Source organism: Deferribacter autotrophicus, assembly GCF_008362905.1.
In the GTDB taxonomy this organism is placed as follows: domain Bacteria; phylum Chrysiogenota; class Deferribacteres; order Deferribacterales; family Deferribacteraceae; genus Deferribacter; species Deferribacter autotrophicus.
Genome location: NZ_VFJB01000010.1, coordinates 52,310 through 79,238, shown reverse-complemented (window position 1 = coordinate 79,238; position 26,929 = coordinate 52,310). Strand labels below are relative to the sequence as shown.

Annotated in this window: 21 protein-coding genes; 16 read left to right on the top strand and 5 right to left on the bottom strand. The window is 30.7% G+C overall.

Annotation, left to right across the window (positions count from 1 at the left end; genetic code table 11):
• Positions 1-141 precede the first annotated feature (141 nt).
• The 5 genes from FHQ18_RS12185 (at position 142) to FHQ18_RS12165 (ending at position 5,572) form a co-directional block, all read left to right on the top strand.
• Entirely contained in the window at positions 142-849 is a 708-nt protein-coding gene (locus FHQ18_RS12185; protein ID WP_149267452.1) for a LytR/AlgR family response regulator transcription factor, read from the top strand.
• A 129-nt stretch (positions 850-978) separates the two neighbouring features.
• Complete coding sequence (gene cooS, locus FHQ18_RS12180; RefSeq protein ID WP_149267451.1) at positions 979-2,892, top strand: anaerobic carbon-monoxide dehydrogenase catalytic subunit; 1,914 nt, start codon at positions 979-981, stop codon at positions 2,890-2,892.
• 13 nt (positions 2,893-2,905) lie between these two features.
• The gene (locus FHQ18_RS12175; RefSeq protein ID WP_149267450.1) at positions 2,906-3,757 is read left to right on the top strand and encodes an ATP-binding protein; all 852 of its coding nucleotides are present in this window, start codon (positions 2,906-2,908) and stop codon (positions 3,755-3,757) included.
• A gap of 1 nt (position 3,758) precedes the next feature.
• Positions 3,759-4,355, top strand: coding sequence for a 4Fe-4S dicluster domain-containing protein (locus tag FHQ18_RS12170; RefSeq protein ID WP_149267449.1), 597 nt, complete (start codon positions 3,759-3,761; stop codon positions 4,353-4,355).
• Positions 4,352-5,572, top strand: a complete 1,221-nt coding sequence (locus FHQ18_RS12165; RefSeq protein ID WP_149267448.1) for an NAD(P)/FAD-dependent oxidoreductase — start codon at positions 4,352-4,354, stop codon at positions 5,570-5,572. The genes FHQ18_RS12170 and FHQ18_RS12165 overlap by 4 nt, the downstream gene beginning before the upstream one ends.
• A gap of 697 nt (positions 5,573-6,269) precedes the next feature.
• Here the strand turns inward: FHQ18_RS12165 and FHQ18_RS12160 are convergent.
• A complete protein-coding gene (locus FHQ18_RS12160) occupies positions 6,270-7,898 on the bottom strand; it encodes a DUF3843 family protein (RefSeq protein WP_149267447.1) in 1,629 nt (542 codons plus the stop codon).
• A 124-nt stretch (positions 7,899-8,022) separates the two neighbouring features.
• On the opposite strand from FHQ18_RS12160, the gene FHQ18_RS12155 reads away from it, so the two are divergent.
• The 6 genes from FHQ18_RS12155 to FHQ18_RS12130 all read left to right on the top strand — a co-directional run bounded on the left by FHQ18_RS12155 (position 8,023) and on the right by FHQ18_RS12130 (position 17,139).
• A complete protein-coding gene (locus FHQ18_RS12155) occupies positions 8,023-9,324 on the top strand; it encodes a hypothetical protein (protein ID WP_149267446.1) in 1,302 nt (433 codons plus the stop codon).
• Positions 9,284-9,958: a condensin complex protein MksE gene (locus FHQ18_RS12150; RefSeq protein ID WP_149267445.1), complete on the top strand. Its 675-nt coding sequence runs from the start codon at positions 9,284-9,286 to the stop codon at positions 9,956-9,958. Before FHQ18_RS12155 ends, FHQ18_RS12150 begins: the two co-directional genes overlap by 41 nt.
• A gap of 2 nt (positions 9,959-9,960) precedes the next feature.
• Positions 9,961-13,494 carry an ATP-binding protein gene (locus FHQ18_RS12145; RefSeq protein ID WP_149267444.1) on the top strand — a complete coding sequence of 1,178 codons (3,534 nt, stop codon included), beginning with the start codon at positions 9,961-9,963 and terminating at the stop codon, positions 13,492-13,494.
• Between the two features lie 208 nt (positions 13,495-13,702).
• The gene (locus FHQ18_RS12140) at positions 13,703-14,677 is read left to right on the top strand and encodes a Wadjet anti-phage system protein JetD domain-containing protein (RefSeq protein ID WP_149267443.1); all 975 of its coding nucleotides are present in this window, start codon (positions 13,703-13,705) and stop codon (positions 14,675-14,677) included.
• Between the two features lie 417 nt (positions 14,678-15,094).
• Positions 15,095-16,768 carry an IS1634 family transposase gene (locus FHQ18_RS12135; RefSeq protein WP_149265531.1) on the top strand — a complete coding sequence of 558 codons (1,674 nt, stop codon included), beginning with the start codon at positions 15,095-15,097 and terminating at the stop codon, positions 16,766-16,768.
• A gap of 50 nt (positions 16,769-16,818) precedes the next feature.
• Positions 16,819-17,139 carry an ATP-binding protein gene (locus FHQ18_RS12130; protein ID WP_342788503.1) on the top strand — a complete coding sequence of 107 codons (321 nt, stop codon included), beginning with the start codon at positions 16,819-16,821 and terminating at the stop codon, positions 17,137-17,139.
• A 23-nt stretch (positions 17,140-17,162) separates the two neighbouring features.
• Here the strand turns inward: FHQ18_RS12130 and FHQ18_RS12125 are convergent, their stop codons facing one another.
• The 4 genes from FHQ18_RS12125 to FHQ18_RS12110 all read right to left on the bottom strand — a co-directional run bounded on the left by FHQ18_RS12125 (position 17,163) and on the right by FHQ18_RS12110 (position 22,064).
• Positions 17,163-17,525 (bottom strand): transposase, encoded by a 363-nt coding sequence (locus FHQ18_RS12125; RefSeq protein WP_149267441.1) that lies wholly within the window; start codon positions 17,523-17,525, stop codon positions 17,163-17,165.
• A 207-nt stretch (positions 17,526-17,732) separates the two neighbouring features.
• On the bottom strand, positions 17,733-19,322 hold the full coding sequence (locus tag FHQ18_RS12120; protein WP_223144624.1) for a sensor histidine kinase: 1,590 nt from the start codon (positions 19,320-19,322) through the stop codon (positions 17,733-17,735).
• 112 nt (positions 19,323-19,434) lie between these two features.
• Entirely contained in the window at positions 19,435-20,709 is a 1,275-nt protein-coding gene (locus FHQ18_RS12115; RefSeq protein WP_149267439.1) for an ABC transporter substrate-binding protein, read from the bottom strand.
• A 2-nt stretch (positions 20,710-20,711) separates the two neighbouring features.
• Complete coding sequence (locus FHQ18_RS12110; RefSeq protein WP_149267438.1) at positions 20,712-22,064, bottom strand: sigma-54-dependent transcriptional regulator; 1,353 nt, start codon at positions 22,062-22,064, stop codon at positions 20,712-20,714.
• Positions 22,065-22,284: 220 nt separating this feature from the next.
• On the opposite strand from FHQ18_RS12110, the gene FHQ18_RS12105 reads away from it, so the two are divergent.
• The 5 genes from FHQ18_RS12105 (at position 22,285) to FHQ18_RS12085 (ending at position 26,917) form a co-directional block, all read left to right on the top strand.
• Positions 22,285-23,583, top strand: a complete 1,299-nt coding sequence (locus tag FHQ18_RS12105) for an ABC transporter substrate-binding protein (RefSeq protein ID WP_223144623.1) — start codon at positions 22,285-22,287, stop codon at positions 23,581-23,583.
• 68 nt (positions 23,584-23,651) lie between these two features.
• Positions 23,652-24,545 carry a branched-chain amino acid ABC transporter permease gene (locus tag FHQ18_RS12100; RefSeq protein WP_149267437.1) on the top strand — a complete coding sequence of 298 codons (894 nt, stop codon included), beginning with the start codon at positions 23,652-23,654 and terminating at the stop codon, positions 24,543-24,545.
• Positions 24,542-25,492, top strand: a complete 951-nt coding sequence (locus FHQ18_RS12095) for a branched-chain amino acid ABC transporter permease (RefSeq protein ID WP_149267436.1) — start codon at positions 24,542-24,544, stop codon at positions 25,490-25,492. The genes FHQ18_RS12100 and FHQ18_RS12095 overlap by 4 nt, the downstream gene beginning before the upstream one ends.
• 9 nt (positions 25,493-25,501) lie before the next feature.
• On the top strand, positions 25,502-26,239 hold the full coding sequence (locus FHQ18_RS12090) for an ABC transporter ATP-binding protein (protein ID WP_149267435.1): 738 nt from the start codon (positions 25,502-25,504) through the stop codon (positions 26,237-26,239).
• 21 nt (positions 26,240-26,260) lie between these two features.
• A complete protein-coding gene (locus tag FHQ18_RS12085; RefSeq protein WP_149267434.1) occupies positions 26,261-26,917 on the top strand; it encodes an ATP-binding cassette domain-containing protein in 657 nt (218 codons plus the stop codon).
• Positions 26,918-26,929: the final 12 nt, after the last annotated feature.

Genomic DNA, 26,929 nt, shown 5'->3' with positions numbered 1-26,929 from the left:
CAACAAGTTAAGGTGGTTTGTAATCCCATAAAAGGGAGTGCTTTTAATATAAATTAGATTAAAACTTGGTTTCAGAATTAAGTGGAAATTCTTTAATGATAAAGGCTATAATAAGTTTGAACTTTTATAATGTGATATAATATGGAAGGTAGAAGGCTACTAAAGATACTCGAAAAATTAGATCCAGGTATTATCTTATTTGATGACAATTTATCCGTCAAATACATAAATAGAGTTATACTATTAACATTTTCGGAATTTAGTAAAGAAGAACTGTTTACGAGTGATATCATGGGGCTACATGATGTTAAAGCGCAAAATAAAATAAAAGCTATGTTGCGGCTAATGAAGGATTCCAGTAGACCTGTTCCTTTTTCATTTAAAAGAATTAGTGCTCACAATAAAGATCATTATTTGTTCATTAAATTAATTCCTTTATTGAGTAATAATAACGATGAAAACTTAAATTGTATGCTTGTTTATGATATTACTCCATATATCACTAATCAGGAGCAAACTTTCATCAAAATACCTGTAACTTTAGGCAAGGAAATATATTTAATAGATCCTGTTGAAATATTATACATAAAAGCAGAAAATGTTTATTCTAAAATTTATACCATCGATGGGGAGTATCTTTGTGATTTTTCACTATTATTTCTTGAAGAACGATTACCAACTGAATATTTTTATAGGATTCACCGTAGCTATATAATTAATCTTACTAAAATTGAAAAGGTAATAAAAGATGGTCAATCATATTTATTGCAACTTCAGGGTTGTGATGTTTCATTGCCAATTAGCCGAAGCAAAGTAGCCGATTTTTCAAAAAAAATAGGTTTAAAATAATCTGTCCTATTTCTTTCACTTCCATTTTAATACCATTAACCAATTTATTATGCAATTCACTATTATAACGTTGTTATGTTCAAATAAAAATATATAAAACTATGATCAAATATTATAGGGAGGTTTATCATGAGCGAATTATCACGCAAGAGAAGTGCAGACCCTGCTGCTATAGAAATGTTGAATTTAGCCGAGAGAAAGCAATATGAAACAATTTGGGATAGATTAGAAAAACAGCAACCACAATGTGGTTATGGACAATTGGGAACTTGTTGTCGTTTATGTACAATGGGCCCATGTCGTATCAATCCTTTTGGTGAGGAACCAACCCATGGTGTTTGTGGAGCTACTGCAGATACAATCGTAGCTCGCAATTTAGCTCGTATGGCTGCTGTTGGTTCATCTTCACATTCTGACCATGGTCGAGGAGCCGCACTCTTACTAAAAGAAGTTGCGATAGGTAAGAATAAAGATTATCGAATTACTGATGTTGAGAAATTGAAAGCAGTTGCAACTCGTCTTGGTATTAATACTGCAGGTCGCTCATATCTTGAAATTGCCAGTGATGTAGCTGATGTAGCAATCAACTGTTTTGGAAAACAAGATGAGGAGCCCATTATTTTCTTACAAAAGTATATGCCTAAAAAACGAATTGAGCGGTTAAAGGAAATAGAAACAATGTTATTTGAAAAAACTGGGAAAAAAATGGGCCTGCTACCTCGTGGTATTGATCGTGAAGCTGTGGATATATTACACCGTACCCACTTCGGTTGTGATGCTGATCCACTCTCACTTATGATGCAAACTGTTCGCTGTGCTCTTTCCGATGGTTGGGCAGGTTCTTTGATAGCTACTGAAATACAAGATATTTTGTTTGGAACTCCAACTATAAAAACCGTAAAAGCTAATCTCGGTGTATTAGATGCTGAGTATGTGAACATTATTATTCACGGTCATGAACCAATACTTTCAGAAAAAGTGGTTGAGATAGCTCTTTCCGAAGAAATGCAAGAAGCTGCTCGCAAAGTTGGAGCAAAAGGAGTAAATGTGGCAGGATTGTGTTGTACTGGTAATGAATTATTAATGCGTCAAGGCGTTGGTATTGCAGGTAATGAATTACATAGTGAATTAGCTATAATGACTGGTGCTGTTGAAGCAATGGTTGTTGATGTTCAGTGTATTTATCCGTCACTTGCTAAGTTATCAAATTGTTTCCACACTCAATTTATTACTACAAATGAACAAGCAGCAATACCAGGTGCCATTCATATTCAATTTGATGAAGAAAAAGCAAATGATATCGCTCGTAAGATTGTGCAAGCAGGTATCGATGCATTCCCAAATAGAGATAAAAGTAAAGTTTATATTCCGTCTAATATTTCAAATGCAATTGTAGGATTTAGTGTTGAAGAAATTCTTAAAATTCTTGGTGGTTCAGTTGCACCGTTGGTAGATGCTATTGCAAAAGGCTCTATAAAAGGAGTGGCAGGTATAGTTGGATGTAATAATGTTAAAGTGAAACAGGATTTATATCACCAAGAATTAACTAAGGAATTAATTAAACGTGATATCCTTGTTATTGGTACAGGTTGTTGGGCGATTGGAGCAGCTAAGGCAGGTTTAATGGATATTAGTGCTCAAGGACTTGCTGGGGAAGGATTAAAGGCAGTCTGTAAAGCACTTGACATTCCACCTGTATTGCATATGGGGTCTTGTGTTGATTGTTCAAGAATGTTGGTGTTGGCCGGTGCATTAGCAGAACATCTTGATGTGGACATTTCAGATTTACCATTAGTTGGTTCTGCTCCAGAATGGATGACTGAAAAAGCTGTAGCAATAGGTACCTATTTTGTTGGTTCAGGAGTTCCAGTTCACCTTTGGCCAGCTCCTCCTATACTTGGTGGTCCAGAGGTAACAAAAATTCTTACAGAAGGTGCAAAAGAATTGCTCGGCGGTTATTTCTTTATTGAAGAAGGACCAGAAGCTACAGCAAAACGTATGGAAGAAATCATTTTAGAAAAACGTACAGCATTAGGAATTTAGGTTGGGGAAAGTCATGTATGATAATAAAGACTTTAAAATTGTTATAACAGGGAAAGGTGGGGTTGGTAAAACAACACTAACCTCATGTATTGCTAAATTATTAGCAATGCGAGGTATGAATGTTCTTGCCGTGGATGAGGATCCACAAATGAATCTTCCATATGCATTAGGCTTGCCAATTGAAGAAGCTTCCAAAATTGTACCGTTAAATAAAAATCTTGATTATATTGAAGAAAAAACAGGTGTTCGTCCTGGTAAATCCTGGGGCTCTTTATTTCGACTTAACCCAAGAGTAGAAGACGTGGTTCAACGATTTGGGATAAAAGTTGATGATAATTTAAATTTATTAGTTATGGGAACGGTTGTTCAGGCTGCTGCTGGCTGTTTGTGCGCTGAAAATGTATTGCTGGATTCGGTAATTAAACATTTGGCGCTACGCGATAATGAGGTAATTATACTTGATACTCAAGCTGGAGTTGAACACTTCGGACGTGCTTTGTCAAAAGGCTTTTCGCAATGTCTAGTAATCTCTGACAGTACTTTTAATGCCCTATCTGTAGCCAAACATTCAGCTGAATTAGCTAGACAAATTGGCATTCCCTACGTTCATTTGATTATTAATAAAGTAAAAAATAATAATGAAAAACAATTGACTCGATTTGAAACAATGACCCAGTCTGATTTTTCAAATTTATTCGATAGTGTTTTCTATTTGCCTTCAGAACCACGTTTCGAAGCATTAGAGCCAGATGTTACTCGTATTTTTTATGAAAATAGCCTTTATATTGTAGAAATTTCAAAATTAGTGGAAAGCTTATTGACGTTTCAAAAGTATCATAAACAAAAGACTCTGCAGGAGAGTTAAAATGAAAAAAATATTTGTGGATTACAAAAAGTGTGTTGCCTGTAAAGCTTGTGAAATTGCTTGTGCAATAGAACACCATCCTTCTCATAGTCTTTTTGGTTTGCTTGGAGATAAAAAAACTCAAGTTAATGTTAGAGTTCTTGCTGTTGAACACGAAGCATTTCCTGTTTCCTGCCGTCATTGCGATCCAGCTTGGTGTATGGATGCTTGTCCCTCAGGGGCAATTACCCGTGATAATGAGACAGGAGCAGTAATTCTTAATCCAGACCTTTGCAAAGCTTGTGCTATGTGCGCGATGGTTTGTCCTTTTGATGCTATATCTTTTAAAGAGACTCATAGAGCAAAATATGGCAGAGATGTTGCATATAAATGTGACCTTTGTAATGAACGATTAAAAAACAATAAAATTCCTGCTTGTGTGGAGGCCTGTCATAGTAATGCACTTACTTTTGAAGAATTTGAACCATTACGTAATGAAAAAGCAGTCAAAAGTTTGAAAGTGTATTTAATGAATAAAGAGGATATGCCAAAGCACATTGAACTGTTTAGAGAATTACGTAAAAAAGAATTTGCTGCCCGTCGAGGTGAAAAATCATGAAGATAGTTACAATTGGAACCGGAATGGCTGCATCTGAATTTGTTGAAAAGCTTCGTCATAATGGTTATAGAGATGAAATTGTTATGATTGGTAATGAGGAATTTCCTCCTTATTCACCTTGTGTTTTGCCATTTTTTTTAGCAGGGGAGCCATTGGAAACAGTTTATTGGAAAGGTCAAGATTTTTATAAACGCTATAACGTTACTACTCGTTTGGGACATGCTGTTGTTAAAGTGGATACTGAAAGTCGACGGATATATCTCGACAACGGGATGACAGAAACTTATGATATGCTTTTTTTTGCAACAGGAGGAAAAAGTTGGTATCCACGTCCAGAATGGCTTGAGATCCATGGAGTATTTGGGTTTAAAACGCTTACCGACATGCTTGCAATAGATAGTTATATTCGTGAAAATAATATAGATAGAGTTGTTGTATTTGGTGGCGGGTTTATTGGAGTTGATGCCGCCCTTTCTTTGTGGCATCGAGGTTTGAAGGTTACTCTTGTTCATAGAAATACTCGTGTTCTCTCACAAATGACAGATCAAGAAGGAGGAGCATTTGCAACTAAAAAATTAATAGAAATTACAGGTATTGATATTCGTTTGCAAACAGTAGTTTCTGATATTATCGAAGAAGCAGGACAATTAAAGAGCGTAAAATTAAGCAATGGAGAATCTGTTGATACAAAATTGATGATAGTTGCTATTGGTGTTTCACCAAATTCAGAACCTTTAACGGGTGATGATAGCGGTGTAAAAGTAGACGAAAACTTAAAAGCTGATTCAAATATCTATGTAGCAGGTGATGTTGCAGTTACTCCCCATGCCATAACCGGTAAGTCGGGAATTTATGCAACTTATCCTAATGCAATGATGCAAGCTCGTACTGCAGTTCGAAACATTATTTATGGAAAAACAAAATATGAGGGGTCGATTAATACAAATGTTTTAAAAAAACATATCAATTTTCCTATTATCTCCGCAGGAGCTTTTGAAGGTGAAGCAATTACGTGGCAAAACAATGATTTATTTCGCCGTGTGTATTTAAAAAACGGAAAAATCAATGGTTATCAACTTATTGGTGATACACGTATTTCTGGCTATATTTACAATCTTTATCGATCACAAACAAGAGTTGAAGGTATAATTAAAGAAATTCTTTCTGATAATAAAGGAGATTGTTATTATCGCAGAATGATGGGATTTAACACTTAAAATGTATAAATTAAACCGTAACTCCGCAAATTTACTGAATATGGTATAAAACAATCAAAATAATTTCATCGACAGGTGTAGTAGTGAGTAGTATAGTGGAGGTGTAGATGAGCGGATGGGTAGATGGGTGAATAGGTAAATCGGTTAATAGGTGAGTAGGTAAATTGGTACAAATAACTACAAATATCTATAAATAACCACAAATTACTACAAATAATTACAAACATCTATTTCACATTTAACCTTAAACCCGTGGAATAAAGTTTTTACACATGTTTTTTTTTTGAGACATAAGTATAAGGTTCATTACTTGTAAGCTAAAATTTGCTATTTAGTATTTCACGGGTTGAACCTTTACCCCGCCTATATGTGTTTATTAAGGCTAATGATATAATTTGCTTGATGTTGGAATAGTATTGATAGCAACATATAACCTTTATAGGCGGTGGTTGAACATCGAACGCGTGTAATAAAGCATTTGTATAGTATATTGACTGCGCACAACTCAAGTTTTATTATTCGGAAATTACAATGCGTACGGTATTATTACACGTGTTGAACCTTGAACTAATTTTGATGCTCGGGACGAAGCAGTCTCAATATTTTGAAATATTTTTTTAGGTGAAGAATCTTAGGCACCATTTACTGTGGAATTATTGTACCTGTGATACTGTAAACCTGATTTTCCTTGCAAAAATTATATCTGTTCGTTGTGCATTGTATCTACAAAAACATAAGAATTTACATTAGAATAATATGAATGAACTTTCCAGAACCTTAAAAGAAAATCTAAATTTTCAATAATGTATTCTGTTTCATCATTAAAAAAATCAATTTTATCTCTAAAATTTTCAATACAATATTTTGCTAAAGTAGCAGGGTAATCATCTGATGTCAACAGATCTTCGAAATCCCAATCAAAATCTTCTTCATCAAAATAGGGGTTGTTTTCCGCTGGAAAAGCACTTATTATGTCATAATAAATTTCAATCCCACTCTCAGGATTAAAAAAGACTACTACGGGCATAGAGCCATCTTCAAATTCATCAAAAAGGTTATTTTGCATTAATATTGTAGGTTTATCTGAAAGGCCATACTTTTTGGCGATTGATTCATTTATATATTCCAAAAAATTTTTTAAAAAGCTATTAACTTCATTTAAAGGCATAAATGCAACCAATGAACCTTTGTTAAATTCCTTAAAATAGTCGCAATGCCAATTTAATACTTCTTTTACTTCCCTTTTCGGTGATAGAAAGCTAAATGCTGTCTTACTGCTAAGGGACTGTTTTTCTTCAACTATTAAATCTTCATCGTAATCTATAAAATAAATTCCACCTGAAAACCACCAGTCCTCTTTAAACTTTATAAGATCAATTAAAAGTATGTCTTTTTTTAATATATCAAAAGGTACATCAAGCATTGACTTTTTTGTTACATTTAAGATCTTGTCTGTGGCGATATGTTTTAAATAGACATAGTTTTCATCTTCTGACTCGAATAAAAAGTGAGATGTTACTTTTGGTGAAATTTTCTTGATAGCATCATAAAGGGGATGATTATCTCCAAGCATTTCAGCTAACCATTCATTCCCTTTTAAGCTTAACAACTTAGTTCTTGCTTTCCAGGTGAAATCATTTTTGAATATATTTTTCATTTTTATAATATCTTCTGGCATATTTATTTTTTCAGGAAGTTTAATCATGAAATTTTCAAGTTTATATATGTAATCAATTCCTGTATCTGGAAAAAATAAATAGGTGGAAAATAATATGTTCTGAATAATATCTCGAATTTTATAAAAATTTTCTTCATTTCCATCAATATAGTAAAATTGTTTTAAAAATTTGTTTTTAGGCAATTTATCTTTAGTTTTAAGAAAGAGATTGAAAATCTCTTCTGCCAGGTTTATTACTATTTCATGATCAGGTTCCAGTAGGGGATCATCTTCCGTTAAACTCATATAATACCAGAGCAAGAAACAGATATCCTCATAATTTAAATCATTTCTTTTGTATTCACTTGGTTTGTAAAAGGGTAACAGCTTATTATATAGCTTATTATGTAGGTGTATAAAAGTGCTCCAGATATTTAGTTCAGAAACAATATCTTCTAAATATGATGTCAGAAAAACAGATAATAAATCTATAAAATCATCATCTAAAGTTTCAATTAACTCATTCTTATATTTGCTTGAAAGAAGAATGTTTTTGACTTTATTTGCAACTTCCAGGTAATAATTATCCGAGGAAGTCTGTTTTGTATAAGGTTTAATATCAAGCCATGTTTTAATATAAATTTTTTCAATTTTTTTCTTTTTCTTCATACGTATCTCACGGTTGATGTATAGTAATAAAATTTTGTATAAAATCAATCAAAAGTTGATCCTTAAATTGGTTTTTCTACAAAGTTTTTGCAACGAATAATAATTTATGTTATAAAATCAGTTTATGACTGAAGCGGAAATTATAGAAAAAATAAAAAACTTACTTACAAAATTTCCAGATGGTATTACGCTTTCACCTGTAGAAATTGTAACACTTTATCTTTTGCATATCCATAAAGAAGAATCAGATGAAAACGATTTTATAGACAAAGAAATCGTAAATATAGCGATACAAAGAAGTATGGGATACTTGAGTCAGTTTAACTGTAATATCCCAATAAAAACTGATACTGTAATGGAAAACCTTTTAAAAAAAGGGTTTTTATTGTATTCTGCCACTGAGAAAAACGCTTACTACTTATCAGAAATAAGTTCAAGTATTTTAAACGGATTATTTTCAAAAGATCTGGAAACCATTTCAGATGTGGAAAGCAATCTAAATACCATTTATATAGCTCTAAAAAACCTTGAAAATGCTTCTATTAATGAAATCTATGGATTTTTCAAACACACTTTTTTTGATCTAATATTTAAAATAGATAAAAAAATTATGCAGATTAAAGAAGAGATATTGGATATAAAAGCAGAAATAAAAGCATCCATCAGGAGTGGTAATGAAGAATCTTTTACTCATTTTTTAGAATATCTGGAAAAAATTCGCAACTTGCTAAAAGAAATTGCCACCTCTTTATCAAAATATTCTGCTTATAATCAAATCCTTTATTTTATGAATATTCTTGAGAAAAAATGTCAAAATGATGGCGATACAATCGACAGTATCCACAAAGCTTATCGAAAATTATTCAGTATCAAAAATGAACTTGAAAATACATTAACCGATGTCACAGAATTTATAAACAGACATGTCAGTCTTATCACTTCACAAATAAGCATCAGTTCATTGGATAATATTTTGCAATTTCAAAAAAAACTGCTTTTGTTTTTTACTAAAAAGAAGGTTTTACTTAGAAAACCAAGTCGTCTCAGAGTTAAAGATTTTAAATACAAATGGAAAACAAGGCCGAGAAAACCAGTTTATATATACACAGAAAATATTATTACACATGAAGAGATAGATACATTTGAGAAAAAAGAAATTGAAAAAATAATAGAGCATTTATTAATGAAACTTGAAAAAGAAGGGGAAATAGACTATATCTCCGAGATTATAAAATTCCCTCTGGTGGAAAGTAATTTGCCTAAATATTATAACAAAATACTTTTTGAAATTTCAGAAAAAGTGTCTGTAATATTGGACAGTACAGAATTCAAATATGAAAATTGTTACTTATCAAACATTATATTAAAGCAAAAAAAAGGTATAAATGACAGAGAACAGTTTAGAGAAACTCATCAGGGAAAATAATTCTATCTTTAGAAAAGTTAATTATTTACTTTTGGATGGTGTTAACATTTCTGCAAGTAATATGCCTTCCGAATATGCCTTTATAGAGGAAAATATTGAAATTTTGTCTGAATATTATGAATTTTTAGGATATAAATTACAAAATTACGATAGCAACTTTTATCTTTCAGTTCTTAAAAAGGACAGATATACTTCATTTGAATATTTCAGCAAATCTGAAACATTTCTTGGGATGTATCTAAGTTTAAAGTTTTTCCAAAATATGGAAGATCCTACATTTAATGCAAATGAGTTGTTTGAAGAGTTAAACTCTATATTTGCGTTAGAACATCTGTATGAGATATTTGTTAAAAAAATGCAGAATTTTTATGAATCCGACAAGCGTCTTGAAACAGTGAAGGATAACTATGCAAAGACATTGCGACAGCTTAACAAATATAATTTTATAGATATTGTAGATGGCACTCCTGCTAACATTGCAAACTCTAAAATCGAAATAAAAGGTAGCATTAAGAGATTTTTTGATCTTGCACTTGAACTTTATGATAAACAGAACAACGAAGATATGGATATTGGTGAGCTTCTAAATATTTTCATCAATGAGACAGATTTTGATATTGTAGAGGAAGATTAAAAATGTCCGTTATTTTGAAAAGAGATAGAATTTATCTTGAATCACTCATTGTTATCGGTTTCAAACTATACCCAAAGTGCATGATTTATTTTGATAAAACTTTTACTTCATTGTTTGGTAAAAATGGTGTCGGCAAAACAACGCTACTTGATGCTATCCAGATAGGCCTCATTGCCAATCAGCATTATACAAAATTTAATATAACCACACAAAAAGATGACCGCTCACTTGGCGATTATATGTATGGCTCTGCAGGATATATTGTTTTCAATATAAACTCTGCCGAAAATACCGCTCATATAAATCATAAAATATCTTTTGGCATCAGACTGCTAAAAAATCCTGACATGAAAGTGGATATAAAGCCGTTTGCAATAGAAAATGTTAAAGTTATTCCTGATGATTTTTTTGACGGAAATTTGCTTTTAGATAATTTTCAGATATTAACAAAACATCTATTAAATAAATATCCTGAAATGAGGTTTCAAAACTTTCAAACAATAACTGAATATCACAATTATTTATACGAAAAAGGGATTCTGGCGATCAATATTTCATCCAGGATATCTGAGTTCTCAACATTATACAGATCCATCTCAACCGGAATACTCAGGCAAGGTAAAAAAATGATAAAAGATATGCTATCCACAGGTGATTCAAGTCCACGAAAGCTAATTTACTCTCTGACCAAAAGTATCAAACAACGTGGCATCATTGTCAGAAAAATATCACAAATAAAAATGATTAAAGAAGAAATTTCCAATCTGGAAGAGGCGGCAAAAGAGTATTACGATAAAGCAATCAAATATTTTAGTAATCAATTAAACGTTTATACTTCAAAATTAGAAAATGCTAAAACAGAAATAATCGATAAAGAAACCATTATAAAAAAACAAAATGTAGAAATTGAAAAGATAAACAAAATATTGGATAAAAAAAGCAAAGAACTGAAATTTAATGAGGAACAGTTGGAAAAATTGTTGTTAAATATTTCGGATTTAGAAAGAAATTTTCGAGCATATGAGCAATATTCATCCATTTCAAATGAATTGAAAAAGATTCAAAGCGAATTGATAGAAATCCAGAAGGTTTATAAAAAGCTATACGATGAGCTTACCAAAAAACAGGAATTGATTGCAGAACTAAAATCAAAAAAACATACTCTGGAAATAGAAAAAGCAAAAATAGAAGGTGAGCTAAAGGCTTTATCTTATCACTACAAAAATTATTTAGAATTTCAAAAACATTTCCAAAAAATGTTGGAGATAACAAAAGAGAAAGTAGATAATCTAACTGATTTTGAGCGGGTTTTAAACTACTGGGAACAGGTATCAAAAGATATTGAAAATTTACACTTTTTTAAAAAAGAATATGATGCATTGTTGGAAAAACTCGAATACCATAGAAAAGCTTCTACTTTAAAAAACAAGTTAAAAAGTATCGGCATAACATTTACATCAAAAGAAGAACTGCAAAAAATAGCTAAAGCTAAAGAATCTGAGATTTTCAACTTAAAGAAGCAGAAAGAAGCCTATAAAGAAGAAATCATAGAGAAAAACAGAGAAGTAAACGAACTTTTAAAAGGTAAAATTGTGTTACCTGATACTTTAAAAAATTTTAAAGGTAAATTTTTATACAAAATGTTCGATAATGTTTCTCTCGAAGAAAGTGAAAAACTTGAATCGATCCTTGGTGAACTGAAATATGCAGCGATATTAGAACATCCTGATGAAATATACAGTTACGCAAAAGGAAACAGGCGCCTTTATTTCATAAATAAAAAGGATATCAATATTGATGATTTTATTGCAGAAAGTGTAAATGATGGTTATTTAGTGACAGATAAAAACTCACCAAATATAATCAGATTTGAGCCTAAGCCAAAATATCCAATAATAGGTGAAAAATCGAGAAAACAGAAAGCAGATGCCCTTTTAAATGAAATCAAAGTATTAGAAAAAGAAATAGATGAAATTGAACAGAAAATTCTTAGTAACTCAAACATACTGAATGATATAAACAATTTAATATACATTTTCGAATATTTGGATATGGCTCATTTGGAGAATGAGGTTCAGGAAAAACAGAAACAGATTGAATTAATTGAAGAAAAAAGTTTCATTTATAAAAAGATAAAAAATGATTTCACTATCATCCAAAGGCTTAAATCTTATTACGCCAGAGATGATTATAAACAGGAATACCTTAAAGCTTCAGACAAACTTGAGAAAATAAAAGAAGAATTTATTATCATTCAGGAAGAAGTGAAAAAAATTGAAAAAGAATTACAGGCTGCAGAAGTTCAATACACAAAAGCAGAAAAAGATATTCAGGATGTAGAACGACGTAAGTATGAACTTGAAGCCACCAAAAAACAACTTGAAAATGAATACCCAATGGAAATTTTAAAAGGTGAAATTGATTTTACAGAAATAGAAGTTTTACACAGAGAAAAGGAAAAATTGAAAAATGTTAAAGAAAAACTGCAAAATGAAATAGATGAACTCAAAGATAAAAGGCGAAAAATTGAATACAGGCAAGAAAAATTGGTGGAGGAAATAAAGAGATTAAAAGAAAATATTCAAATATACGAAGAAAAACTGCATAAAATCAATGAAGAAGCAAACTCTTTGATCAAAGAGGATATTTCACCAAAGCAGTTTAACATTACAGAAAGTGAATTTTACAAAAGCAAAGGTGTATTTGAAAAGGAGCTTGAAAACTTTTTGAAAAAACATGAGAAAAATTACCCAGAATCCTCTGGGATTTTAGAACAATTTAATGATGCAGTAGTTAAGGTATTTCCAAACTTTCAGTCATTATCAAAGCTACAGGAAGATCTTGAAAAACTCAATGTGCAACTTTTACAGATTGAAGAGGATATTAAAGCAGTAATCGGTAACTTTAAAACAGGTATTGAAGAGAATATTTACAAAATAAAAAGCACACTCAGAAAATTAAATAACGATTTAAAATCAGTGCGTTTTGGTAAAATAAGACAGATCAGACTTAGAGTGGAAGAAAGGTCTGCATATCATAAACTACAGAAAATTCATCAATCAGGTTCCATAATGAGTTTATTAGAATCAGATAACGTAGATTTTGAAGAATTTATAAAAGAATTAGGAAAAAACCTGGGATATAATAGAGCACAGGTAACAGAAAATGATGTCTTGGATTACAAAAATTACTTTGATATTGAAATTGAACTTTTTGACGAATTTGGCAACCTGCGAAACAGAGGACTTTCAAACGGTGAAAATCTTGGCACTAACATTGTTATAGTTTTAAGTATGCTTACACGATTATCAGATGAGAGTCTCAAAAATAAAATGCTTCCCATTGTGCTGGATGAAGCAGATCGCCTTGATGCAGATTCTTTGAATACCCTTTATGAAATAGCCAAAAACTGGGGGCTGCAATTAATTGTAGCACTTCCAAATCTTCCAAACTTCAACAAAGGGATGCATTATCATCTGATATCCGGTGAAAACGGTGTTGTCATGCCGCATGTCAGATTCGAATTAAATAATTAATGCTGAAAAACAAAGTTTTTCAGCGTTAATTAAAAGAGATCGCTTCGTCGCTTTGCTCCTCGCGATGACGGTAATGAAGTCGTCATTGCGAGCGATAGCGAAGCAATCTCAAAGTATATCAATAACAAACAAAACCGAAAATTTACATTGACACAAGCAGCTATGATAAACTAATTTCTACTAAAAATGCTTTTTCAGTGAAAATTAAATGATGCTTAAAAGGTGTCTTCTTTTATTAAAACTTTTAGAAACAGGTGAATGCAGTTATTCAAAGTGCGTTGATGAATTTATCAATGCCGGGATTGTTATAAGAAAAAACAGAAAAATCGTTGTTGGTGATGTTGATTATTTAAAAAAATTTTTTAACAAACATTGCAAAGATATAGTTGAAAAATATAATTTTCTAAAATCTGAAAATATACATCCAAAAGATATTGAATCATTAGAAAAGGCATATAAACTCTACAAGTATCTGGAAAAACATGAGCCTGAAAATCGGGATCTAAGGCATATTTCCACCGTTGTTTTTGGAAATTCAAAAACCATACAGCAATCCTCTTTATTAAGAAAAATAGTTGATAAATATATCAAGAAATCTAATAAAAAAGCTGAAAATTATTTCAACATTATTCATCTGCGAAGCGACAACAAAGTGTATTTTGATAATGAAGATATTACAAATATTATGGCCAAAAACAATTTTTTCTCCTGTTTTAGCAACAAGTTGAGTAAAATTGTAACAGATGCAAAATATATAGTAATATTTGAAAATTTATCCCCTTTTTTCAAACTCACTCCTAAAAATAGCCTTTTCATTTACGCTGGTGGTTTTCAGAATATTTCTGAGGTAAGTAGAGCATTGCAACCTTTTAATGATAAACAAATAATTCATTTTGGAGATGTTGATCCATCAGGTTTGATGATAGCCGATATCTTACTATTCAACAACCAAGCAGCAGTTTTCTATCCAGACTTAGATACAATAAAATCAGTCAGTATTATGATAGAAAATCTTCTGCCTGCAGAAAAAGAGTATAATGCAAGTACATTAAACTCCAGCATCTTAAAAGAAATCTCTGAATATATGAGAAACTTAGGGAATTACAGGATTGAACAGGAACTGATTACTGCCTTTATACTGCAAAATAAACTAAGAACACCAGATTGGTGTTCTATGAAATAAACATAAGTAGTTTCTGCTGAAAAAGTATATCTTATTAATAATTAAGCAAATACTTTTTTAGGAACATTTGTAAGTATAACTTAAAGGGGGTACCCCCCTTTAAATCCCCCGAAAATTGGATAAAAACAGTATGAATCCTTTGGAAATTAGTTTTCTAACGAAAATTTAAAGGGGGTAAACCCCCTTTAAAACCCCCGAAATAAGGTAATAGTATAACTTTCACCCCCCATTTTTTTCGTAATAACCCAAGTTTGACAGAATCTGAGGGTATTTCAAGATACTCGTTGTCAGGAATGCTTTAAATAAAGGATTTTTGTGTTGAAAAAACTTGAAAAAAAATGTGTGATGTAGTACGTATATTGTTCTTGTATGTCTCATATTTCTTGACTTAATGTTTTTATTATGGTATCTATATGTATGTTTTTGAGAGTCGTAAAATCAAAAAGCTCTTCAGGTAAAATTCACCAAGCTGTACAGTTAGTAGAATCTTACCGTAATGAAGAAGGTAAACCAAGAACAAGAATATTATATCATTTCGGTCCATTAGATAAATTTCTCGAAACTGATGCAGATAAATTTGTAGATAGTATAATGAAATTAAAAGGTGAAGTTTTTTACGAAAGCATAAAGGAATTTGGTGAGAGCAAAGATTTTGGTGATATATTTGTGGTTTTATCGATATTGAAGGAGCTGAAATTATTTCAAGAATTGAAAAAGAAGCAGGATAAGGAGAGTAAGATACAGTTTGATGTGGTATCACATTTTAAAGCATTATTGACGAATAGGATATCGGAGCCATCGAGTAAACTAAAGTTACTTTCTTGGCTTGAGACGGTATATATTCCAGGATTGAAGAGAAAAGATATAAGTTATGAGAATTTACTACGTACGATGGATTTTTTGATAAAACATAAGAAAGAGATTGAGAATAAGTTGGCTAAAAGAGTGTTGACTATGTTTGATTTGAATTTGAAGATGTGTTTTTATGATATAACGTCGAGCTATTTTGAGACTTCATCAGAGTTAGATTCATCGGATATTAGGAGGTATGGATATTCTAGGGATAATCGTCCTGACAGGGTACAGGTAACGATAGGAGTTGTAATGACAGAAGAAGGTATTCCATTATGTCATTATGTTTTTGAAGGTAATAGAGTAGATAAGACAACGTTAATATCAGTTATTGAGGATATTAAGTTGAGATTTGGAGAGCTTATAGAGGTATCGATAGTGACAGATAAGGGAATGATAAGTTCTTCAAATTTGGATAAGCTTATAGAAGGAGATCAGACATTTATTATAGGAGAGGATAAGAATAAGAAGATTAGCAGAGAAATTTTATCAGAAGCAAACTTGAATCAGAGAAATAAGGAAGAGGAATTTATTTTTGAGAAGGAATTGGATTATGAGACCTCTAATGGTAAATTGGCAAAATTGAGGTATGTATTATCGTTTAATCCTGAGACTTACAGGTTGAATATGAAGCGTTATCGTGAGAAGTTATCTCTTTTTGAGAACAAATTTCAAGAGATAAATAAGAAGCGGATAAGTGTTACGGATAAGTATCATCTGTTGAAATCTTTTTTAAAGTCGCAAGGCATGAGCAGGTGGTATAAACTTTCATTATCAGATGGAAAGATTGATGTAGAGCCTAATATGGAAGTACTTAATCGTTTGGAATCTGGTTTTGGCTGGTTTATGGTTGTAAGTAATTTAAGTAAGCTTGACTATAGTAAGGAAGAGATAATAGAGAGTTACAAGAAGTTATGGAGAGTGGAGCATGGATTTAGGGAGTTAAAGCATTCACTTGAAGTTCGTCCGATGTATCATTTTAGCGAGAATCGGATAAGGGGTCATATATTCTTATGTTTTCTATCAATGTTGGTAACGAGTATAATGGAGAAGAGATTGAAAGATGCTGGTGTAGATTTGAGCTGGGAGAAGGCATTATTTGAGCTGAGGAAATTGAAGACAGTGAGTTATCTTACGAATTCTGGGATAAGGGGTATATCGCTTACTCGTGTAACTGATAGGCAAAAGAAGATATTTAAGGCTCTGGGTTGTCCTATACCTAAGTTGAGACATTTGTAGTAAATAATTTCACTTTTTGTTTTCGCTATCTTATTAATAAACAATATCATTTGCAAAATCAACTGTCAAACTTGGGTTATATAAAAATGCTTTCCCGTCTTGCAAGGTTTAATCTTCTCATTTTAGATGATTTTGGTATCAGTGCGTTTGAGGCTGATGAAGCTAATGATTTATTAGAAGTAATAGAGGATAGAGTTGGCGTGAATTCAACAATAGTTACTTCTCAATTACCAATTGATAACTGGTATGATTGTCTAAAGAATGCCACTGTGGCAGATGCAATACTTGACAGATTGGTACATAGCAGTCATAAGATAAAACTTAGCGGAGAAAGTGTTAGAAAACTGAAATCAGAGGAGAATATAGTTTAGTGATACTAAAAAATACCGTGAGGTTAGTTTTGCATAGAAGGGGTCTTAAAATTAGTGTCTAAAGTGTCCGAATGATAGCGATACGGGTGTCCGAATAAAGCGATACGGGCAAAATATTGCCAATATGGATTCTCTAACCAACGATATAACACTTCTCTGTCACTCATATTATAGGTGTATTTCAAATAATGAAGACCTATCATCAATCTAATTTTTATTCCTGGACGACCTTGATTTTCATGGTAAAGTTTACCGAATATTTCTTCTAGCTTTTCCCAATCTATAGAATCTGCTAATTCTACTAAAGGATGTTTTAAGTCTATCATGTTAACTAAAACTGGTTTTACTAGTTGTTCTATCATATGTTCTTGTTTTTTTGATTTCATTTCATCCCCCAGTTTTTTGACAAAATTGAGGTATTTTCTAGGGGAATATTAGCACTGAAATCTTATTTTTGCAAGTAATATCAAAATATTAGATGTTTTTCAGCAATGACTAAATAACCTCATTTTTAGGTTTTAGATCTTATTTTTAGTTAACATAAACTAAGAAGGATTTGACTGTTTTTGTTACGGAGTCTTATGATCCAATGTTTATTTTAAGGGAAGGGTAAGTATAGCTGTTGTCCCTTTACCCAAGGTACTAATGAATTCTAGTTTTCCATTGTTAATTTTTGTTAATTCTAAAGCTATTGACAATCCAAGTCCTTGTCCATTTTTCTTTGTTGTAAAAAAAGGTGTAGTTATTAAATCTAAATATTTTTTAGGTATTCCAGAACCAGTATCTCTAATTTCTATTTTTGCTTCATTATTAGCAGCTTTACAAGATATTACTAGTAATCCACCATTTGGCATAGCTTCTATGGAGTTAATAATTAAATTATATAAAATTTGAAAAATATGATTTTTGTCGGCTTTAATTTTAATTTCAAAGTTACCTTTTTTGATGAACTTAATATTATTATTAGAAAAAGTTGACTTAAAAAGAACTTCAATTTTATTAATTAGGTTTTTAAGTACAAATATAGTTATTTTGGGTTTCTTGGAATTAGAGAATAATAAAAGTTCATTGATAATGATGTTAATACGGTCAATTTCTTCTACAATCATAATATATAATTCTTTTTTTTGAAAATCAGATTCTCTAAAAAGCAATGATTGGATGCTTGTTTTTATGGTTGCTAATGGGTTTTTTAATTCATGGGCAATGTTAATTGATAGTTGCCCCATAAGCATTTTTCTTTCATTATAAATTTTATTATCTATGAAATATTTTAATTGTTTTCTCATTTTTTCTAATTCTTGAGCTAAAGATGAAATTTCATTTTCCCCTTTTATATTTATTTTATAATTCAAATCACCATTTGCGATTTTTTTAGCAGCTTTAATTAAAGGAAATATATCTTGTTTCATTCTTTGAGAAAGTCTATGAAATATAAAAATTATAATTATAATGCTTATTATATATAAAACTAATAAATATTCTCGAATTATTCCGAAATTAGATGAGCTTAAATTGATTTTTATAACACCTGAATACCATCCTGGAATTATGGGATAACCTGTTATAATATCAGGAAGATATCTTTCTGATATTGGGATACCTATACTGGAGTAAATGTTATCAGGGGTAAGTAAAATGAATCTATAGTATTTTGAAGTAGATAAATTACCAATAATTTCAGTCAGCGATGCTAATCGTAAATGTAAAGCTACACTTCCTAGTATAGTATTATTTTTTTTTATGATTTTGCGAATTAAAAACCAACCAGAATAACCTTTATTTGGTGGATATGGGCCGACAATTTCTATATCATTTTTAAATTTTGTAATATATAAATTAGTTAAATCCAAATTTGATGATCCGAAATACGGAGGACCTGATGCAATTTGGCCAGGAAATGATATAATAATATTATCTTTTTCATCGAAAATTATTAAGCCAAAAGTATCACTTTTATCTATTTCATAAGAAATAATATCTATAGTGGAATTTTGAAGAATTTTAATATTTTTGCTTTCTAAGAAATTGATAATAGATGGTAAATCTGCAATAGATTGAATCTGTGATATCTTTGAATTTAGATAATTTTGCATTTTGTTGGCTGCTACAGTTAATAAACCATTTAATTGGTTTTTATTAAGTTTATTGATAAGTTTTATGGTGTATTTATCATATAACATAAATATGGGGAATGTTGGTAAAAGTGTTGTTAATAATGCTAAAACAAGATACTTTCGTGTTATCGACTTGTTAAAGAATTTTATAAAATTTAAAGGTTTTTGAATTAAAACTTTAATAATTGACATTTTGAGTTAGATATTTATTTCTTACACTATTTATTATTTGTTCTAAAGCTGTAGGATAGTATATTTTCCAATTACCTAACATGCGTGTAGCAGGTGGATAATTAAAATTAGGAACTGTCTCACCAAGTGCTATGACTTGCATTATTTGATGAGTCTTTGGATTAAAAAATGATGTAAAATTATCTGGATCTTTAGGCAATTTAATTTTTAAATGTTCTAATGCTTTTATAATTTCTTCTTTGTTGTTAATGTGTTTAACTTTTTTTAATACTTCGAAAATCACTTTTATACCTGCATAAGCACCGTGTGCAACATAACTGGGATATCTATTTGTTTGTTTAAAAAAAGAATTTACAAAGTTTATATTATCTTTTGTTTGAGGCCAGTTATTATAATGCCTTGCGCCTAAAATAAGTCCCGAGGGTAATTCACTTTGAAGAGAAGCCATTACCTCATAGTTTCCTCCAGTATCAAAATTACAAAATATGACTTTATCTAAAAGACCAAAATTTTTTGCTTGCCTCAAAAAGGCAACTAAATCCTGTCCCCAATGAGCATTAATAAGAATATCTGGTTTATTTCTTAATAAATTTTGAATGTATAATGTATAATCAGGTTCAAATAATTTCGGCCAATATTCACCAACAATTTTAAATTTAATATTAAGACTTTTTAATGCTAATTTTAAATCCATCCAGGCTCTATGTCCATACTCATAATCAGGGCCAATAAAAGCAATTGTTTTCCATTTAAGTTTTTCTTTTAATTCTTTTAAAAATAAAGCTCCAGCACTCATTGATTGTAAGGTATTGTTAGTTACTCGAAAGTAATACTTATGAAACTCTTCAATTGTTAATCTTGAAGATGAATGATCTGTACCTAAAAAAGGTATTTTTTCATTTTTAGCAATTTTGGTTACAGTAAGAGCAACTGCTGAACTTACTACACCGCATAAAAAATTAACTTTATACTTTTTTATTAAATAATTAGCTAATTTAGCAGCAATATATGGTTTTGATTTTGTATTTTCAATTATAACACTGATTTTTAATGATGTATTGTTATTTTCTTTTAAAGCTAACTTAATAGCTTCTATGCTATCTAAACCATATAATTTATTACGACCACTTAGAGGATAAAGACAACCAACTCTAACATTTGCTGACTTTGGTGGAAACCCTAAAATCAATGTTCCATTACTATAAGAGTTAAACGAGAATGTTAATAAAAAAATTAAGATGATTAATTTAATAGATTTCATGTTTAACTAATACCGTATTTTTTTAATTTTCTTTTCAGTGCATGACGAGAAATTCCTAATAATTCTGCAGCTTTACTTTTATGATAGTTAGTTGTTTTTAATGCTTCTAAGATTAAGTTATACTCAGTAGTCATTAATTTTTCTTTTAATATACTATCAGAGTTATGTGCTTTTAATTGACTATCGTGTTTAAAGTTATCTTGTGTATGGTAAAATTCAGGTGGTAGATGTTGTTGAGTGATTGTTTCTCCAGGATATAATATTGTTAAACGTTCAATTAAATTTCTAAGCTCTCTTATGTTACCTGGCCACATATAGTTCTTGAAAATTTTTAAAACTTCATCTGTTAAAACAATTTTTTTGGTATTTTCTTTAAATGCAAAATGATTTACAAAATATTCGCAAAGTAAAGGTATATCTTCAATTCTCTCACGCAATGGAGGAATATGTACAGTTATTATGTTTAATCTATAATAAAGATCAGCTCTAAATTCTCCATATTCAACTAAGTCACTAAGATCTTTATTAGTCGCCGCTATAATTCGTACATTTGCATATAGTTCATTTTTAGATCCTAAGGGACGAAACTTTTTATTTTCTAAAAAACTTAGGAATTTTGATTGAAGATTAAGAGGCAATTCTGATATTTCATCTAAAAAAAGTGTACCGTTATTGGCTAATTCCACTAAACCTTCTCTTCTTGTAATTGCACCTGTGTATGAGCCTTTTTCAGCACCAAAAAGTTCTGCTTCAAATAATTCAGTAGGAATAGTTGAACAATTAAGTTCTACAAAAGGATTATTTTTACGATTTGATAGTTCATGTATTGCACGAGCAATTAAGGATTTTCCAGTTCCTGTTTCTCCATAAATAAGGATTTTGTCAGTGGAACTTTTTGCAATCCTAACTAAATTGTTTTTTAGATTTTTTATTATTTGAGATTCTCCAATAAGTTGATTTAGAATTTCAATGTCATTACAGTTATTGTTTAAGGTGTTAACATCCTTTATTAAATTAATGATATCATTGATATCAAACGGTTTAGTTAGAAAATCAGTAGCACCATTTTTGGCGGCGTTTATTGCTGTACGAACATCACCGTAAGCTGAAATAATTACAACAACAGTATCAGGTAGTTCAGTTTTTAGATCTTTAAGTAGTTCTAAACCATTAATATCTGGCAAACGCATATCTAATAAAATTATTTTTGGTTTTGTTTTTAAGGCAATTTCAAAACCAGTTTTCCCATTATATGCTTTATATGTTGATATACCTAGATTTTCTAATGTTATAGACAATGATTTGACTAATTTTTTTTCGTCGTCAATAATTAAAACACTTTTATTATATAACATAGATTTAGTTACCTATATTTTTCAAAAAATATAATACAAAAAAACAATAAAATCAACACATTAATGATAGTTCAAAACCGCTCATATTGGTAAAAAAGCGCTCATCATTAGATAGAAAAGAATAATAGTATCCATTAATAGAACAGGGTTTTTTTGATGGCATCAAAATTGCAAATAAAAAAATGCAGCTGTGTAGTAAATAAAAGTAAAGGAGGATGTCATGCGTATTATGAGTTTTATGTTTAAGAGCTTAAGCAAGATTGCATCATTTTTTATGATCTTTATATTTTTAATAAGCTTAGTTAATAGTTCAGTAAAAGCAGAAGTATTTAAATTAGGCGTTGTAACCTTTCTATCAGGAGCAGCAGCTGGACCTTTTGGTGTTCCTGCAAAAAATGCTGCAGATTTAGTGGTTGATGCTATTAATAAAGGAAAATTACCTGCACCTTATAATTCAAAAGGCTTTGCTGGCATGAAAATAATTCCAGTTGTTATAGATGAAGCTGGAGGGACAACAAAGCAAGTTGCAGAATTTAAAAATTTAGTTTTAAGAGAAAAAGTTGATGCAGTTGTAGGCTATATATCAAGCGGAGATTGTTTAGCTATAGCTCCTGTAGCTGATGAGCTTGGTACAATCACAGTATTTTTTGATTGTGGTACACATAGAATTTTTGAAGAAAATTCATATAAATACGTATTTCGTACAGGCACTCATTCAGCAATAGAGAGTATTGCATTAGCAAGATATTTAATTAAGACAGATCCTAATTTAAAATATGTATCTGCAATAAATCAAAACTATTCATGGGGAATAGATTCTTGGAATGAGTTTTCCTCTGCATTAAAAACATTAAAACCAGATATAGAGTTCAAGGCCGTCCTTTTTCCAAAATTATTTGCAGGGCAATATGGTGCTGAAATTTCTACTTTAATGAGTAAACCTGCTCAATATATTCATAGCAGTTTCTGGGGTGGAGATATGGAGGCATTCATATTACAAGCATCTGCAAGAGGTTTATTTAAAAAACAGACACCAATTCTTTCTTGTGGTGAAACTGCTATGTTTAGGTTAAAAGGTCAAATGCCTGAAGGTGCTATATTAGGTGCTGGAAGAGGAAGGTTTGGAGTTTATGCCCCTGATAATGAGTTGAACAGATGGTTTAGGAAAAATTTTATTAAAAAATATGGAATCCCTCCAACATATCCTGCTTATAAAATGGCTCAAGCGATACTTGGACTTAAGTATGCTGTAGACAAAGCTGGTGTTAAAGATAAAGAAAAAATTGTTAAGGCTTTTGAATATGCTGAATTTGAAGCACCAAGTGGAAAAGTTTATATGAGACTTGGTAAGGGACATCAAGCAGTTCAAGAAATTCCTGTTGGAAAATTTACTAAAAAAGATGGTAAACCTTCAGTTAAAGACGTAGTAATATTTTCTCCAGAATGCGTTAGCCCTCCTGACGGAGTTAAAACACTAGATTGGATTAATCAAGGATTTCCTGGTGCTAAATGTAATTAAATATATACGAATTGTAGTTAAATTCAGACCGGTATCTATAGCCGGTCTGGATTATGATTGGAGGAGTCATGGAAGTATTGATAGTGCTTGTGGATGCTTTAATATATTCTTCTTGGATATTTTTAATAGCTGTGGGATTGACTTTAATATATGGTGTAATGAGAATTTTGAATATGGCGCACGGGAGCTTTTATGCCATTGGAGCATATACAGCAGCCTCTATAATAGTTTGGTATTATGGATATTACACGAATAATTTTATAGCACTTTTATTGTATATAGTTAGTTCTATTATTATAGCAATTATTACAGGATTTATTTTGGAAAAGTTTTTATTGCGTTATATGTATGGGAATGATGAAGTACTTATGGTTTTAGTTACTTATGCAGTATTGTTGATGTTTGAAGATATTATAAAATTAGTGTGGGGAGTAGATGGGTATTTTGCATATCAGCCGTATACAATGTTTGGAAATATAAGTCTAGGTAATGTCTCATTTGTTGGGTATGATTTATTTTTGATTTTGGTAGCTTTATTAATTGGGTTTTTGCTATGGTTTATGATCAACAAAACTATAGTTGGTAAAAAGATACTAGCAGTTATTTTTGATAGGGAAGTAAGTGTTTGTTTAGGAATAAATGTATCAAAAATATTTCTGTTTACGTTTTTATTAGGATGTAGTTTAAGTGCAGTAGCAGGAGCCTTAACTGCACCTGCAATTTCTGTTGTGCCCGGTATTGGTGTTGAAGTAATTATTGTTTCGTTTGCTGTTGTTGTGATAGGGGGATTGGGAAGTATTGAAGGTTCTTTATTAGGGGCACTAATTGTAGGACTTGCGAGATCTTTTGCTATACATTATTTTCCTCAATTTGATCTCTTTGTTATTTATGTAGTTATGGCATTGGTGTTATTATTTAGACCTCAAGGTTTATTTTACAAATCAGTTGTGAGGAAAATATGATGTTTGAGAAAAGCAAAGACTATTTAATGATTTTAATCGTTTATATTTTATTATTTGTATTAAGTTTTGTTGTTCCTGAATGGTTGAGTTTTATACTTAAAATATCATTAGCAAAAGGAATTGTTGTAGTTGGAATAGTACTATTAATGAGAATGGGGTTAGTTTCTTTTGGTCAAGGATTCTTCTATGGTATAGGTGGTTATGTTGTGGGATTATTAATTAATAATTTTATGGTATACGAAATAAATTTAATTCTTATTATTACGATAATAACAGTAGTGTTGGTTAGTGTTATAACAGGTTTAATATTATGTAAATACAGAGATATCTTTTTTGCTATGTTTACTATGGCGTTGTCAATGATTTTATATGCCTTAATTGTAAAAATTCCATATTTAGGTAGTACAGATGGCTTTAATATTGATAAAGTTACTGTGTTTGGTGTTACGTTAATAGGTAATATAAAAGATATAGTGTTAATTAGTTATTGTTTAGTTTTATCTATGTTAATAACTATTGTTAATTATAAATTTTTTAATTCAGAGTTTGGTTTTGTAGCGTTTGGAATTAAAGAAAATGAGATTAGAGTTGAGTATTTAGGTGGTAATGTTTTCAAGCTTGTGTATGCAAATTATATTTTTTCTTCCATTTTAGCTGGTATTGGAGGGGCATTAGTTGCTTTAGTGACAGGGCATGTTGATCCAGATTTGGCATATTGGAGCACATCTGGAGAGTTTGTTTTTATTGGGTTAATGAGTGGAATTTATAATGTATTTGGTCCTTTATTTGCAAGCATTGTTTATGAGTTAATACGTACTTATGCTTATAATTACTTCCCTTATTTATGGCAGTTAATTTTAGGAATTTCATTATTAATAATTATAATATTTTTACCTAATGGAATTTTATCAGTGTTTAAGAAATTTAAAAAAGTTGTTAATAATTAGGGGGGTAATGTGACAATTATAGAAACGTTAAATGTAAAGAAGAATTTTAGTGGTAGTGTGGCACTAAATGATATCAACGTCGTGATTAAAAAGAATGAATTGATAGGAATTATTGGCTCAAATGGGGCTGGGAAAACAACTTTTGTTAATATCATCACGGGATATCTAAAACCAGATCATGGAAAAGTATTATATAAAAAGAAAGATATTACTCATTATAATATTGAGTATATTGTCAAACTTGGAATTAGACGTTCTTTTCAAATATCACAGCTTTTTACTAGCTTAACTGTATTAGAAAATATGCTTATTGCTGAAGCTCTTTTAAATAATGAGAAACTAGCTTTCTTTAAATTGATAAAGAATGATGATAGAGTCCAAAAATGTATTGTGCAACTTGAGAACTTTGGCTTAATTGACTACAAAGATCATTTTGTTTCAGCTCTACCACAAGGGGTAAGAAAATTATTAGATATATGTATGGCAACCCTTGGAAATTCTGAGGTTATCATTTTAGATGAGCCAACAAGTGGTGTTGCTGCTGATGAAAAAATTCCATTAATGGACAGAATATTTCAAGTGGTTTCGAATATGAATTCTACATGTCTGTTTATAGAACATGATATGGAATTAATAGAACGATATTCTAAGAGAGTTATTGCATTTCATGAAGGTAGGATTATAGCAGATGGGCATAAAAATGAAGTGTTGAAAGATGAATTAGTAAGAAAATATGTTATAGGATAAGGATATCAAGAGGAGTTCAAGATGTTAGAAATTAAGGAGTTAGATGTTGAAATTAATAAGATACCAATAATTAGGAAACTTTCATTATCAATACCAAATGGTATTTTTGCAGGTTTAGTTGGTAGAAATGGAGCTGGCAAAACTACATTATTAAGATCTATTATGGGGGTTTTAAAAATAAAATCTGGAGAAATATTGTTTAATAATGAAAATATTGTAAATTATCCACCATATAATCGTATTAAATATGGTATCGGTTATATGCCTGAAGATAGAAGATTAGTTCCTGATTTAACCGTGCAGGAAAATATATTGCTTCCATTGTGGTCCCTTAAATCAAATAATTATGATGAGAAGCTTGATTTAATTTATTCAATGATTCCAGAAATAAAAAAATTTGCTAAAAAAAAAGCTTCGCAGTTGAGTGGTGGACAACAAAAATTGGTTGCTTTAGCTAGGGCTCTTGTTGTTGGAAAAAGCATATTATTATTAGACGAGCCTTTTGAAGGGGTAGCTCCAGCGTTAGCAAAAAGATTACTTGAACTACTTCAAAAGTTAAAATCACTAGGTACTACAATATTAATAACTGAGTCAGAGTATAAACATGCTGTAGGATTATTGGATATGATTTTTTATATAGAAAGGGGTACGATTGTAAAGCAGGAAAATATTAATTAAAAGGAGATAATT

Coding starts and splice junctions, on each gene's coding strand:
- FHQ18_RS12185 (WP_149267452.1), top strand. CDS start 142: ATGGAAGGTAGAAGGCTACTAAAGATACTCGAAAAATTAGATCCAGGT.
- cooS (WP_149267451.1), top strand. CDS start 979: ATGAGCGAATTATCACGCAAGAGAAGTGCAGACCCTGCTGCTATAGAA.
- FHQ18_RS12175 (WP_149267450.1), top strand. CDS start 2,906: ATGTATGATAATAAAGACTTTAAAATTGTTATAACAGGGAAAGGTGGG.
- FHQ18_RS12170 (WP_149267449.1), top strand. CDS start 3,759: ATGAAAAAAATATTTGTGGATTACAAAAAGTGTGTTGCCTGTAAAGCT.
- FHQ18_RS12165 (WP_149267448.1), top strand. CDS start 4,352: ATGAAGATAGTTACAATTGGAACCGGAATGGCTGCATCTGAATTTGTT.
- FHQ18_RS12160 (WP_149267447.1), bottom strand. CDS start 7,898: ATGAAGAAAAAGAAAAAAATTGAAAAAATTTATATTAAAACATGGCTT.
- FHQ18_RS12155 (WP_149267446.1), top strand. CDS start 8,023: ATGACTGAAGCGGAAATTATAGAAAAAATAAAAAACTTACTTACAAAA.
- FHQ18_RS12150 (WP_149267445.1), top strand. CDS start 9,284: ATGACAGAGAACAGTTTAGAGAAACTCATCAGGGAAAATAATTCTATC.
- FHQ18_RS12145 (WP_149267444.1), top strand. CDS start 9,961: ATGTCCGTTATTTTGAAAAGAGATAGAATTTATCTTGAATCACTCATT.
- FHQ18_RS12140 (WP_149267443.1), top strand. CDS start 13,703: ATGATGCTTAAAAGGTGTCTTCTTTTATTAAAACTTTTAGAAACAGGT.
- FHQ18_RS12135 (WP_149265531.1), top strand. CDS start 15,095: ATGTTTTTGAGAGTCGTAAAATCAAAAAGCTCTTCAGGTAAAATTCAC.
- FHQ18_RS12125 (WP_149267441.1), bottom strand. CDS start 17,525: ATGAAATCAAAAAAACAAGAACATATGATAGAACAACTAGTAAAACCA.
- FHQ18_RS12120 (WP_223144624.1), bottom strand. CDS start 19,322: ATGTTATATGATAAATACACCATAAAACTTATCAATAAACTTAATAAA.
- FHQ18_RS12115 (WP_149267439.1), bottom strand. CDS start 20,709: ATGAAATCTATTAAATTAATCATCTTAATTTTTTTATTAACATTCTCG.
- FHQ18_RS12110 (WP_149267438.1), bottom strand. CDS start 22,064: ATGTTATATAATAAAAGTGTTTTAATTATTGACGACGAAAAAAAATTA.
- FHQ18_RS12105 (WP_223144623.1), top strand. CDS start 22,285: ATGCGTATTATGAGTTTTATGTTTAAGAGCTTAAGCAAGATTGCATCA.
- FHQ18_RS12100 (WP_149267437.1), top strand. CDS start 23,652: ATGGAAGTATTGATAGTGCTTGTGGATGCTTTAATATATTCTTCTTGG.
- FHQ18_RS12095 (WP_149267436.1), top strand. CDS start 24,542: ATGATGTTTGAGAAAAGCAAAGACTATTTAATGATTTTAATCGTTTAT.
- FHQ18_RS12085 (WP_149267434.1), top strand. CDS start 26,261: ATGTTAGAAATTAAGGAGTTAGATGTTGAAATTAATAAGATACCAATA.